We start from the raw sequence: 14,904 nt of genomic DNA on the forward strand, positions 1-14,904 counted from the left end.
GGCATCCGCGTCGTCGGTTCGATCAAGAAAGGCGGTGGCCGGTGACGCCGGATCATGCCCGTCCGGAGAACGGCGACGAGCCGATTGCGGTCGTCGGCATGTCCTGCCGCCTGCCGGGGGCGCCGGACATCTCCTCGTTCTGGCACCTGCTGTCCCGCGGCGCCGACGCCATCACCGACGTGCCGGCCGACCGATGGGACGCCGACCCCCCCGACGCCGGACGGCCTGACGCGGTGGCGGAGTTCGACCGGGTGCGCCGCGGCGGGTTCCTCGACGCCGTCGCCGACTTCGACGCGGCCTTCTTCGGCCTGTCGCCCCGGGAGGCGGCGGCGACGGACCCGCAGCAGCGTCTGATCCTCGAACTGGCCTGGGAGGCCCTGGAGGACGCGGGCTCCGTTCCCCGCGCTCTGGCCGGCACCCGCACGGGCGTGTTCGTCGGCGCCATGGCCAACGACTACGCCACGCTGCTCGACCGGTCCGGCCGGGGGGCGATCACCCAGCACACCCTGGCGGGGACGCAGCGGGCCGTGCTGGCGAACCGGGTCTCCTACACCCTCGGCCTGCACGGGCCGAGCATCGCCGTCGACGCCGCCCAGTCGTCGTCGCTGGTCGCCGTGCACCTGGCCTGCGAGAGCCTGCGTCGCGGCGAGTCGACGACGGCGCTGGCCGGCGGGGTGAACCTCAACCTCCTGCCGGAGAGCAGCATCATCGCGGCCCGCTTCGGCGGCCTGTCTCCGGACGGGCGCTGCTTCACCTTCGACGCCCGCGCCAACGGCTACGTCCGAGGCGAGGGCGGGGCCGTCGTCGTGCTCAAGCCGCTGGCCCGGGCGCTGGCCGACGGCGACCGGGTGTACTGCGTCGTGCGCGGCGGCGCGGTCAACAACGACGGGGCCACCACCGGCCTGACCGTCCCGGGCCGGCGGACCCAGGCGGCCGTGCTGCGGCTGGCCTACGACAACGCCCGCACGGCACCCGGCGACGTCCAGTACATCGAGCTGCACGGCACCGGGACTCCGGTCGGGGACCCGATCGAGGCGGCCGCCCTGGGCGCGGCCCTGGGCGCGGCGCGCCCGTCCGACGAGCCGCTGCTGGTGGGCTCGGTCAAGACCAACGTCGGCCATCTGGAGGGAGCCGCCGGCATCACCGGCTTCGTCAAGGCCGCGCTGAGCATCAGCCGCCGGCGGGTCCCGGCCAGCCTGAACTTCCAGACCCCGAACCCCGACATCCCGCTGGGGCAGCTTGGCCTGCGAGTGGCCACGGAGCTCGGCCCATGGCCGCGGGAGGACCGCCCGCTCGTCGCGGGGGTCAGCTCCTTCGGCATGGGCGGCACCAACTGCCACCTCGTGCTCGCCGAACCACCCCCGTCGCCGGGATCACCCGAGGGCCAGGGCACGCCGCAGCACGTCGCCCCGCTGCCGTACCTGGTGTCCGCGCGCACTCCGACCGCGCTGCGGGCGCAGGCGGACGGGCTCGCCGCGCTGCTGGCCGCGCCGGGCGCGCCGGCACGGGTGGACGTGGGCCTGTCCCTGGCGACCACCCGGAGCCACTTCGAGCACCGCGCGGTGATCGTCGCTGCCGACGACGCCGCGCTGGGGGCCGGCCTGACCGCGCTCGCCCGCGGCGACCGCGCGCCGGGGGTGATCCAGGGCCGTGCCGGCGACGGCCGGACCGCGCTGCTGTTCCCCGGCCAGGGCAGCCAGCGCGCGGGCGCGGGTGCGCAGCTGTACGCCAGGTACCCGGTTTTCCGGGCCGCGATCGACGAGGTCTGCGAGCATCTGGACGCCGGGTTGGATCGGCCGCTGCGCGCCCTGCTGTTCGCGGCGCCCGGCTCCCCCGAGTCCGCGCTGCTCGACCGGACCGTCTACACGCAGCCCGCGCTGTTCGCCCTCGGCGTCGCGCTGCACCGGCTCGTCGCCTCCTTCGGTCTGCGCCCGGACGTGCTCATCGGGCATTCCGTGGGCGAGCTGACGGCCGCGCACATCGCCGGCGTGCTCTCGCTGGCCGACGCCGCCACGCTGGTGACCGCCCGGGGCAGGCTCCTGCAGTCGGTGACCGCGCCGGGGGCGATGGCGTCGTTGGAGGCCACCGAGGACGAGGTGCTGGCGCTGCTCGCCGAGTCCGACGAGCCGGTGGACGTCGCCGCGGTCAACGGGCCGCGGGCGGTCGTCGTGTCCGGCGCGGAGGGGGCGGTGACGGCCCTGGTCACCCGGTGGAAGGACGGCGGACGCCGGGCCACCCGCCTGCGGGTCAGCCACGCCTTCCACTCCCCGCTCATGGAGCCCGTCCTGGCCGAGTTCCGCCAGGTCGCCGGCGGCCTGACCTACCATCCACCCACCGTCGCCGTCGTGTCGAACGTGACCGGTGAGCTGGCAACGCCGGCGCAGTTGCAGTCGCCGGACTACTGGGCCGAACACATCAGGCGCGCCGTCCGGTTCGCCCAGGGCGTCCGCCACCTGCGGGGGCTCGGCGTCGAGGTCCACCTCGAGCTCGGACCCGACGCCGTGCTGGCCGCCATGGCGCGGGCGACCCTCGCGGCCGACGGCGAGACCCCGGGGTCCGGCGGCGCCCCGCCGGCCGGGCCCGCGACCGGCGACCCCGGCCCCGGCGGGCCCGTCACGGTGTCGGTGCTGCGCCGCGACCGCGACGAGACCATCACCGTGCTGACCGCGCTGGCCCGCGCGCACGTCGCCGGGGCCGCCGTGGACCTCGCCGCGGCCTTCGCGGGGCTCGCGGCCCGGCGCACCGCGCTGCCGACCTATCCCTTCCAGCGACGCCGACTGTGGATCGATCGCGTCGTGCGTCACCGGTCCGCGGACGACGGCCCGGCCGGCCATCCCGACACACCCGGCAGAGCCGGCAGAGCCGACGCGGACGGGACGCACGCAACCGGCGGGGCGCACCAAACCGGCACGACCGATGGAACCGACGGAACGCACGGAGCCGGCACGACCGGCGGGACCGACGGAACACACGGAACCGGCACCACCGGCGGAACCGACGGGACGCCGGGGACGTCCGGCGTTCTGGCCGGCCGGCTCGCCGGCCGGCCCGCCGCCGAGCAGCACCGGGAACTGCTCGCGCTGGTGCGGGGCGAGGTGGCGACGGTGCTGGACCACGCCGGCGGCGAGGACGTCGACCCCACCCTGCCGTTTCGGGAGCTCGGACTCGACTCGCTGTCCGCGGTGGAGCTGCGCGATCGACTCGCCGCGGTCACCGGCCTGGCCCTGGCGAACACCCTGGTCTACAACCATCCGACCCCGACGGCGCTCGCCCGGCACCTGCACGCCGAGCTGCTGGGGTCGGCCGAGGACCACCGCGTCCCGGGGCCGGTGGCCAACACCGGCGCGGCCGTCGACCCTGTCGCCATCGTCGGCATGGCCTGCCGCTATCCCGGTGGCGCGCACTCACCGGAACTGTTGTGGCAGCTCGTCGAGGACGGCACGGACGCGATCGGCGGACTGCCGGCCAACCGCGGCTGGGACCTGGAGCGCCTGTACGACCCGGACCGCTCGCAACCCGGCACCTCCTACGCCCGCGCCGGCGGGTTCCTGCCCGAGGCCGACGAGTTCGACGCCGCGTTCTTCGGCATCTCCCCCCGGGAGGCGGCCGCGATGGACCCCCAGCAGCGGCTGCTGCTGGAGGCCGCGTGGGAGGCGATCGAGCGCGCCGGCATCGACCCGACCTCGCTGCGCGGCGGGGACACCGGCGTGTTCGTCGGCGCCACCGCCCAGGAGTACGGCCCGCGGCTGCACGAGCCGGCGGCGGGCTACGACGGCTATCTGCTGACCGGCAGCACGACCAGCGTCGCGTCCGGACGCGTCGCCTACGTCCTGGGCCTGGAGGGGCCCGCGGTGACCATCGACACGGCCTGCTCGTCGTCGCTGGTGGCCATCCACCTGGCCGCGCAGGCGCTGCGGACCGGCGAGTGCTCACTGGCCGTGGCGGGCGGGGCGACCGTGATGGCCTCCCCGGGCATGCTGGTGGAGTTCAGCCGGCAGCGCGGGCTGGCGCCCGACGGCCGGTGCAAGCCGTTCGCCGCCGCCGCCGACGGCACCGGGTGGGCCGAGGGCGTCGGCATGATCGTGCTCGAACGACTCTCCGAGGCTCGCCGGCGCGGTCACCGGGTGCTCGCGCTCATCCCGGGCTCGGCGATCAACCAGGATGGTGCCAGCAACGGGCTGACCGCGCCGAACGGACCGTCGCAGGAGCGGGTGGTCCGCCGGGCGCTCGCCGCCGCGGGGCTCGCCCCCGGTGAGGTCGACGTGGTGGAGGCGCACGGAACCGGCACGACCCTCGGAGATCCGATCGAGGCCGAGGCGCTCATCGCCGCCTACGGGCGGGGCCCGCGCCGCGCACCGCTGTGGCTGGGATCGTTGAAGTCGAACATCGGCCACACCCAGGCGGCGGCGGGCGTCGGCGGCGTCATCAAGATGGTGATGGCGCTGCGCCACGAGGTGCTCCCACGGACCCTGCACGTCGACGCGCCGACGCCGCACGTCGACTGGTCGCGGGGCGAGGTCGCGCTGCTCACCGACGCTCGTCCCTGGCCGCGGGGGGCCAGCCCGCGGCGGGCGGGGGTGTCCTCGTTCGGGATCAGCGGTACCAACGCGCATCTGATCGTCGAGGAGGCGCCCGACGCCGACGGCGCCGGCCGGGCCGAACCCGACGGGGTCGCGGCGACGGCCGTGCCCTGGGTGGTCTCGGCCCGCAGCCCCGGCGCGCTGCGCGAGCAGGCCCGCCGGCTGGGCGTCGCGCTGGCGGCGCAGCCCGCCGCCGAGCCGGCGCAGGTCGGTGGGGCGCTGGTCACCACGAGGACGTCGTTCGAGCATCGCGCGGTCGTCGTCGGAGCCGACGCCGCGACGCTGCGCGGCGGCCTGGCGGCCCTCGCCGCCGGCTCGGCCGCCGCAGGCCTGGTCACCGGGCAGGCCCGCCCGCCGGGACGGACGGTGTTCGTCTTCCCCGGGCAGGGTTCGCAGTGGCCGGGGATGGCCGCCGAGCTGCTGGCGACCTCGCCGGTCTTCGCCGAGCGGATGGCCGCCTGCGACGCCGCGCTCGCGCCGTATCTGGACGTCTCCCTCCTCGAGGTCCTCAGCGGCGGGCTGGCCCGCCGAGACGGGCTGGCCGCCGGAGACGGGACGGGCGGCGGAGACGGGACGGGCGGCGGCGTGCTGGACCGCGTCGACATCGTCCAACCCGCGCTGTTCGCGGTGCTGGTGTCGCTGGCCGAGGTGTGGCGCTCGGTGGGCGTGCGGCCGGACGCGGTCGTCGGGCACTCCCAGGGGGAGATCGCCGCCGCCTGCGTCGCCGACGCCCTGTCCCTCGCCGACGCAGCCAAGATCGTGGCGCTGCGCAGCCGGATGATCGCCCGGCGGCTGGCCGGACGCGGCGGGATGGTGTCCGTCGCCCGGTCGGCGCAGCGAGTCGAGGCGGACCTCGCTCGCTCGGCCGGCCGGCTCGGCGTCGCCGTGGTCAACGGCCCGGACGCGACGGTGGTCTCCGGCGAGCCCGCGGCCCTCGACGCGCTGGTCGCCGCGTACGAGGCCGAGGGTGTCCGGACCCGGCGCCTGCCCGTCGACTACGCCTCGCACTCGCCGCAGGTCGAGGCGGTCCGCGCGGAGTTGCTCGACGCGCTGGCCGGCGTCACCCCGCGTGCCTCGCAGATCGCGTTCTACTCGACGGTCACCGGCACGGCCGTGGACACCACCGGCCTCGACGCCGACTACTGGTACCGCAACCTGCGCGAGACCGTCCGCTTCGCCCCGGCCGTCCGGACGCTGCTCGCCGACGGCTACGGAGTGTTCGTCGAGGCCAGCCCGCATCCGGTGCTGACGGCGGCGGTGCAGCAGACCGCCGAGACCGCGGCGGGCACGGCGGCGGCAGACGGCGCGGCGGGCGGGGCCGCCCGAGCGGTCACCGTGGTCGGTTCACTGCGCCGTGACGAGGGGGGCTGGGACCGGTTCCTCCGCTCGGCCGCGGAGGCGCACGTCGAGGGCGTCGCGGTGGACTGGCCCGCGGTGCTCGCCGGCGCGCGCGAACGCGCGGTGGAGCTGCCCACCTACCCGTTCGAACGGCAGCGCTACTGGCTCAACCCGGCTGACGAGGCCGGTGACGTGACCGCCGCCGGCCTCGCGCCGGCCAGGCATCCGCTGCTCGGCGCCGCGGTCACGCTCGCGGACGGCGGTGGGTCGCTGCTCACCGGCCGGCTGACGCTGCAGCGCCAGCCCTGGCTCGCCGACCACGGAGTCCTCGGCACGACCGTCCTGCCCGGCACGGCCCTGGTGGAGCTGGCCCTGCGCGCGGGCGAGACCGTCGGCTGCGACCAGATCGGCGAACTCACTCTGCAGGCCCCGCTGGTCCTGCCCGAGCACGACGGCGTGCGGCTGCAGCTGGTGGTCGGCCCCACCGACGACGACGGCGGGCGTCCGGTCACGATCTACTCGGGCCCGGACGACCCGCCCGCCGACGGGACGCACCCGAGCGGGGGCGCCGCGGTCTGGACCCGCCACGCCAGCGGCACCCTGACATCCACCGACGCCACGACACCACCCGACGCCACGACACCACCCGACGCCACGACACCACCCGACACCGCGACGCCACCCGACACCGCGACGCAGGCGGCGCCGGATCTCTGTGGCGTCTGGCCGCCGCCGGGCGCGACCGCCGTGGATGTCGCGCTGCTCTACCAGAGCCTCGCCGATCGGGGCTACGACTACGGCCCGGCGTTTCGGGGCCTGCGTGCGGCGTGGCGCGTCGGTGCGGACGTCTTCGCCGACGTCCGCCTGCCGGAGCAGGCCGACGGCGCCGTCGCCGGCTTCGGCCTGCACCCTGCGCTGCTCGACGCCGCGCTGCATCCCGTGGTCGGTCTGCTCGGCGCCGCGGCGAACGGGCCCGGCGACGGCGACGGCGCGGTGCAGCTACCGTTCAGCTGGCGAGACGTGCGCGTCGAGGCCACCGGGGCCAGCGAACTTCGGGTGCACATCCGCCCGCTCACCGGCGGCGGGACGACGACGGTCGCCCTCACGCTGGCCGACGGCACCGGCGCGGCGGTCGCCTCGGTCGGGGCGCTGAGCCTGCGCCCGGTGGCGCCCGAGCAGCTCGCGTCCGCGGCCGGCCGCTCGGCCGACGCCCTGCTGACCCTGGACTGGACCGCACTGGCGCCGAGCGCACAGGCCCCCGAGGGACAGCCGCCGGCCCGGCCGCACTGGGCGGTGATCGGCGATCTCGCCGGCGCCGTGCCGTCCGTCGACGCCGTCGCGTACCCCGACGTGGACGCGCTGCGGGCGGCCCTGGCCGCTGCCGAGGCACCGGACGTGGTCGTGCTGGACTGCAGGCGGACGGCGCCGGACGGCGCCGAGGATCGCACGCCCCTCGGGCGCACCGCCTGGCTGCTCGCCGCGGTGCAGGGCTGGCTCGGTGACGATCGGCTCGCCGCCACCCGCCTGGTCCTGCTGACCCGCCACGGCGTCGCGCTCGGGGCGGACCCCGCGCCCGCGCTCGACCAGGCGCCGCTGTGGGGCCTGGGGCGCGCGGCGCAGGCGGAGAGCCCCGACCGGATCATCCTGATCGACCTCGACGACGACGAGGCGTCGCGGCTGGCGCTGCCGGCGGCGGTGGGCGGCGGGCAGCCGCAGCTCGCCCTGCGCGCCGGCCGCGCCCACGTGCCCCGGCTGACGCGGCCGGGCACGCCGGCCGGCGACGGCGACGGCGGGGCACGCACGCTCGACCCAGCGGGAACCGTCCTGATCACCGGTGGTACCGGTGCCCTCGGCGCGCTGGTCGCCCGCCGGCTGGTGACCGGGCACGGGGTGCGTCAACTGCTGCTGGCCAGCCGGCGTGGCGCGGACGCGGCGGGCGCCGCCGACCTGGTCGAGGAGCTGGGCGCGCTCGGCGCGTCGGTGACGGTCGCGGCGTGCGACGTCGCCGATCGCGGATCGCTCGCCGGCCTGCTGGCGGCCGTACCCGCCGAGCACCCGCTGACCGCGGTCATCCACACGGCGGGAGTCCTGGACGACGGGGTCCTCGACTCGCTGACGGCGCAGCGGCTCGCGACGGTGTGGCGGCCCAAGGCCGAGGCCGCGCTGGCCCTGCACGAGCTGACCCGCGGAGCGGACCTGGCCGCGTTCGTGCTCTTCTCCTCGGTCGTCGGCACGATCGGCAACCCCGGCCAGTCCAACTACGCGGCGGCCAATGCCTACCTCGACGCGCTGGCCTGCCATCGGGCGGCGCTCGGCCTGCCCGCGACCTCGGTGGCCTGGGGACTGTGGGAGATACGCGGGCAGATGACCGGTGGGATGGGCCGGGCCGACGTGGCCCGGCTGGCCCGGGCGGGCATCGCGACCATGTCCACCGAACGGGGACTCGCGCTGTTCGACACCGCCCTGGCCGGCGCCCGGGCGCGGGCCGCGGCGCCGACGGTGGTGGCCGCCCGGATCGACTGGGCGGCGCTGTCCGACCGCGCCGCCGAGGGCACGCTGCCCGAGCTGTTCCGCGATCTGGTGCGCGCCCCGCGCCGGGCGGCCCGCGCCGGCGCGACGGACGGGCCGGGCGCGGGATCGTGGGCCCAGGCGATGGGCGCACTCGGCGCCGCCGAGCGGGAGGAGGCCGTCGCGCAGCTCGTCCGGACGCGGGCCGCTGCCGTCCTCGGCCATGCCACCCCCGACGCGGTCGTCGCCGATCGGGCCTTCCGGGAGCTCGGCTTCGACTCGCTGACCGCGGTGGAGTTCCGCAACACCCTGAACGCCGCAACGGGTCTGCGGCTGCCCGCGACCCTCGTGTTCGACCATCCGACGCCCGACGCCGTCGTCCGGCTCCTGCACGCCGAACTGGCGGGACGCCAGCCGAGCGAGCCCCGCCGCACCGCGCGGGCACAGGTCGACGCCGGCACGGACGAGCCGATCGCGGTGGTCGGCATGGGATGCCGCTTCCCCGGCGGCGTCCACTCACCCGAGGACCTGTGGAACCTCGTCGCCAACGGCGTCGACGCCATCACCGAGTTCCCCACCGACCGCGGCTGGAACCTCGACACCCTCTACCACCCCGACCCCGACCACCCCGGCACCAGCTACACCCGCCACGGCGGCTTCCTCCACGACGCCCCCGACTTCGACGCCGAGTTCTTCGGCATCTCCCCCCGCGAAGCCGCCGCCATCGACCCCCAACACCGCATCCTGCTCGAACTCGCCTGGGAAACCCTCGAACGCACCGGCATCGACCCCACCTCGCTACGCGGCACCCCCACCGGCGTCTTCGCCGGCGTCATGTACGACGACTACGGCACCCGGCTGGTCGGGACACCCAACCCCTACGAGGGCTACCTGCTCACCGGGAACACGCCGAGCGTCGCCTCCGGGCGCATCTCCTACACCCTCGGGCTGGAGGGCCCGGCCGTCACGATCGACACCGCCTGCTCGTCCTCGCTCGTCGCCGTCCACCTCGCCGCCCAGGCCCTGCGCAGCGGCGAATGCACCCTCGCCCTGGCCGGCGGCGTGACCGTGATGGCCACCCCGACGGTGTTCGTCGAGTTCAGCCGGCAGCGCGGCCTGGCCCCCGACGGGCGGTGCAAGTCGTTCGGGGCGGGCGCGGACGGCGCGGCGTGGGCCGAGGGCGCCGGGCTCATCGCCCTCGAACGCCTCACCGACGCCCAACGCCACGGCCACCCCATCCTCGCCCTCATCCGCGGCAGCGCCGTCAACCAGGACGGCGCCTCCAACGGCCTCACCGCCCCCAACGGCCCATCCCAACAACGCGTCATCCAACAGGCACTCGCCAACGCCCACCTCACCCCCGACCAGATCCACGCCATCGAAGCCCACGGCACCGGCACCACCCTCGGCGACCCCATCGAAGCCCAAGCCCTCCTCAACACCTACGCCCCCCACCACACCCCCACCAACCCCCTCCACCTCGGCTCCATCAAATCCAACATCGGCCACACCCAAGCCGCCGCCGGCATCGCCGGCATCATCAAAATGATCACCGCCATGCACCACCACACCCTCCCCGCCACCCTCCACGCCCACACCCCCACCCCCCACATCACCTGGACCCCCCACCTCCACCTCCTCACCACCCCCCAACCCTGGACCACCACCCCCCACCGCGCCGCCATCAGCAGCTTCGGCATCAGCGGCACCAACGCCCACCTCATCCTCGAACAACCCCCCACCCCCCACCAAAACCACAACAACACCGACAGCAACGAGCCCGACAGCAACGACCCCGACGGCGGGCCGGGCGCCGAGGCAGGCGTCGAGGCGGCGGACATCGAGACGGGCATCGAGGCGGGCACCGAGGCGGCGCCGCTGCCGATCACCGCCCGCTCGGCGACGGCACTGCGGGAGCAGGCGGCGCGCCTGCACGCCTTCCTGGCCGCCGAGCCGACCGTCGAGCTGGCCGCGGTGAGCGCCGCCCTGGTGGGCGGCCGGGCGACGTTCGAGCATCGCGCGGTCGTGACGGGCGCGACCCGGGACGCGACGCTCTCCGGGCTGGCGGCGCTGGCCCGTGGGGAGTCGTCGCCGCGGGTGGTGCGGGGCCGGGCGCAGGCGCGGGGGCGCACCGCGTTCCTGTTCACCGGGCAGGGCAGCCAGCGGCCGGGGACGGGCCGGGAGCTGTATCGGACCGAGCCGGTCTTCGCCGCGGCGTTCGACGAGGTCTGCGCGGAACTCGACCGGCACCTCGACCGCCCACTGGCCGACGTCGCGTTCGCCGCGGCGGACTCCGACGAGGGGCGGCTGCTGCACCAGACCGAGTTCGCCCAGCCGGCGCTGTTCGCCCTCGAGGTCGCGATCTTCCGCCTCCTGGCGTCCCGCGGCGTGCACCCCGACTACCTCATCGGCCACTCCCTCGGCGAGATCACCGCCGCTCACCTGGCCGGCGTCCTCGACCTCCCGGACGCCGCCGTCCTCATCGCCACCCGCGGCCGCCTCATGCAGTCGGCGCCCGCCGGCGGCGCCATGGCCGCGCTCGCCGCCACCGAACGCGAGGTCGCCGACGCCCTCGCCGGGCACGAGCACGCCGTCGCCATCGCCGCCCTCAACAGCCCCACCTCCACCGTCGTCTCCGGCGACCCCGACGGCGTCCACCGCCTCGTCACCCGCTGGCGCGACCAGGGCCGGCGTACCACCTCCCTGCGCGTCAGCCACGCCTTCCACTCCCACCACATGGACGCCGTTCTCGCCCCGTTCCGCGCCGTCGCCGCCACCCTGCGCTACCACTCCCCGACCATCCCCGTCGTTTCCAACCTCACCGGCGACCTCGCCACCCCCGATCAGCTCACCAGCCCCGACTACTGGACCCGTCACATCCGCCACGCCGTCCGATTCCACGACGGCATCCGCCGCCTCCACGGCCTCGGCGTCACCGAGTACATCGAGCTGGGGCCGGCCGGCGTGCTCTGCGCGCTGGGCGAGGAGTGCCTGTCCGTCCCCGCGACGAACGGCGAGCCGGGCGGCGAGCCGCGCCGGGACGTCGGCCGGGACGTCGGCCGGGACGTGGACGGCGACCCGGATGCCCGACTGTTCGTCCCCGTCCTGCGGGCGGACCAGCCCGAGCGGCAGACCCTGACGACGGCGCTGGCTCACGCCTATGTTCGCGGCGCCACCATCACCTGGGACCCGGCGGCCGGGGTGGGCGACGGCGAGGACGGACCCCGCCGCCACGCCCACGTGCCGGGTCTGCCGACCTACCCGTTCCAGCGCCAGCGGTACTGGGTGCAGGCACCGCGGGGCGGGACGGACGTCGCCTTCGCCGGTCTCGGCGCCGCGGAGCATCCGTTGCTGGCGGCAATGGTGCCGCTGGCCGACGGCCACGGCCTGCTGCTGACCGGCCGGTTGTCGGCCCGCGACCAGGGCTGGCTGGCCGACCACGCGGTCGCGGGCGTCACGCTGCTGCCGGGTACGGCGCTGGTGGAGCTGGCCGCCCAGGCGGGCGCCCGTGGCGGCTGCCCGCACCTGGTGGAGCTGACCCTGCAGGCCCCCCTGGCTGTGCCGGCGGCCGGCGGGGTGGAGGTGCAGGTCCTGCTTGGCGCCCCCGACGAGCAGGGCCGACGCGCCGTCTCGGTGCACTCCCGACCGTCTCCGCACGCGCCGTCGGACCCGGCGGGCGACGTCACGGGCGACGCCGACACCGGCGCCGGGCCACCCGCCAGCGTGACGGCGGACGGGCAGGACGGCCTCGCCTGGACCCGCCACGCGGTCGGCACGGCGGCTCCCGCGGCCCCCGCCGAGGAGCCGACCGAGGTGGACGCGAGCTGGCCGCCCGCGGGTGCGGTGCCGGTGGCGTCGGATGACGCCTACGACCGGCTGGCCGACGCTGGCTATGTGTACGGGCCGGCGTTCCAGGGCCTACAGGGGGTCTGGCGGGTCGGCGACGAGGTCTGCGCGACGGTGCGCCTGCCCGGCCAGCAGGCCGACGACGCCGCCCGCTTCGGCGTGCACCCCGCGCTGCTCGACGCCGCGCTGCACCCGCTGGCGCTGGGCCTGGTGGAGGTGGCCGCCGGGCAACCCGGGACGGAGACGGTCGTGCTGCCGTTCTCCTGGCGGGATGTCGCCGTGGCCGCGACCGGCGCCACCGAGCTGCGGGTACGGATCCGCGTGCTCGGTCCGGACGCGGTGACGCTGACCGCCACCGATCCGGCGGGCCGGGTGGCCGTGACGATCGGCGAACTCGCCCTGCGCCGGGTGGAGACGGCCCGCCTGGCCGAGGCGGGCGGGCGAGGCCGGTCCCTGGCCGGCCGGCCCCTGTACGAGCTGCGCTGGACGGCGCCGCCCAGCAGCCCGCCGGCCGCGGCGCCGACGTGGGCCCTGGTGGGCGAGCACGACCCCGCCGTCGTGGCGGCGCTGGCGGACCGGCCCGGCGCGTCCCTGGCGTCGTACGCGGACGCCGCGGCGCTGCGTGCCGCCATCGCCGCCGGTGCGCCACCGCCCACCTGGACGCTGGTCAGCGTCAGTGCCAGCGACGCGGCGGCCGGTGACACGGCGGCCGGTGACACGGCGGCCGGTGACACGGCGGCCGGTGACGCGGGGCGGGCGATCCGGGCGGCGGCGGGCCGTGCGCTGACCGTCGTGCGGGACTGGCTCGACCCGCTCGCCGGCGAGGCGTCAGCCTCCACCCGACTGGTGATCCTGACCCGCGGCGCGGTGGGACTGCCCACCGACCGCACCGGCCCCGACCCCGCGGGGGCGGCGGTGTGGGGGCTCGTGCGCGCCGCCCAGATCGAGGAGCCCGACCGGTTCGTGCTCGTCGACGTCGACGACGCACCCGCCTCCCTGGCCGCGCTGGCCACGCTGGCCACGCCGCCCGGACCGGCGCAGCTCGCGATCCGCGCCGGCCGGGTCCACGTGCCACGCCTGGAACGACTGGCCCCGGCCCCGCCGCCCGCCGAGGACGTGCACGGCGACGGCGGCCGGCTGGACCGGGACGGCACCGTCCTCGTCACCGGCGGCACCGGGACCCTCGGCGCGCTGGTCGCCCGGCATCTCGTGGCCACCCACGGCGCACGGCACCTGCTGGTGACCTCCCGGCGGGGCCCAACCGCCGACGGCGCCGCCGCGCTGGTCGAGGAGCTGACGGAACTCGGTGCCGAGGTGACCGTCGCCGCCTGCGACGCCGCGAACCGCGACGAGCTGTCCCGGCTGCTGGCCGCCATCCCGGCGGCGCACCCGCTGACCGCCGTGGTGCACACCGCCGGCGTGCTCGACGACGGCGTCGTCGGCTCGCTCGACGACGACCGGCTCGACCGGGTGCTGCGCCCCAAGGCGGACGCCGCCTGGCACCTGCACGAGCTGACGGCCGGCGCGGACCTGGCCGCATTCGTGCTGTTCTCCTCGGTCGCCGGCACCCTCGGCGGCGCGGGCCAGGCCAACTACGCGGCGGCGAACGCCGTCCTGGACGCCCTCGCCCACCATCGGCACACCCGGGGGCTGCCCGCCACGTCGATCGCCTGGGGCCTGTGGCAGCGCACGAGCGCGATGACGGGCGCGCTCGCCGACGCCGACCAGGCCCGGCTGGCCCGGACGGGACTCGTGCCGATGCCGGACGAGCAGGCGCTGGCGCTGTTCGACGCCGCGATGTCGAGCGGGCGGCCGGCGGTCGTGGCGGCGCACCTGGCCGTCCGGGCGGCGGCGGAGTCGCCGCATCCGCTGCTGGCCGCGCTGGCCCCCGTCCGGCGTGGCGCTCCCCCGCCCACGACGGGCCGGCCGCTGCCCGCGCGGGTGGCGACCACCCCCGCGGACCAGCGGCCGGCCCTGCTGCTCGCCGTCGTGCGGGAGCACATCGCCGCCGTCCTGGGCTTCGACGCGGCGGCGGCCGACACCCTCATCGAGGCCGACCGCGGGCTGCTCGACCTGGGGTTCGACTCGCTGACCGCGGTGGAGCTGCGCAACCGGCTGGGCGGTGACGCCGGCCTGCGGCTGTCCAGCACGCTCGTGTTCGACCATCCGACCCCCGGCGCGATCGCCGACCATCTCGCCTCCCTGCTCGTGCCGGCGGAGGTGGGCGTCGGCGCGTCGGTGCTGGCCGCCGTCGAGCGGCTCGAATCGGCCGTCGAGGCCGCACTCGGCCTTTCCCACGGGGCCACCGGGACGAGCGGGGCCGGCGCAACGAACGGAGCCGGCACAACAAACGGGGCCGGCACAACAAACGGGGCCGGCGCAACGAACGGGGCCGGCGCAACGAACGGAGCCGGCAGGGGCGGCGGGGCTGGCGGGGTCGACGAGATCGAGCGGGCCCTGGTGGGCCGCCGGCTGGCGGAGCTGCTGGCGCGCTGGCGCGGCGAGCGGCCCGAGCCGGACGCCGACCCCCTCGACGACCGGGCCGATCTGGCCCTGGTCAGCGACGACGAACTCTTCGACGTGCTCGACAACGAACTGGGCCTGCCGCCCGGGGCCGACAGATCCCGCTGAC

General features: G+C 76.6%; 1 protein-coding gene. It reads left to right on the forward strand.

The window, feature by feature from the left end:
- The first annotated feature begins 41 nt into the window (after positions 1-41).
- Positions 42-14,903: a type I polyketide synthase gene (locus AC5R91_RS04655; protein WP_495395870.1), complete on the forward strand. Its 14,862-nt coding sequence runs from the start codon at positions 42-44 to the stop codon at positions 14,901-14,903.
- Position 14,904: the final 1 nt, after the last annotated feature.

The sequence above is a fragment of the Frankia sp. BMG5.60 genome (assembly GCF_059428125.1).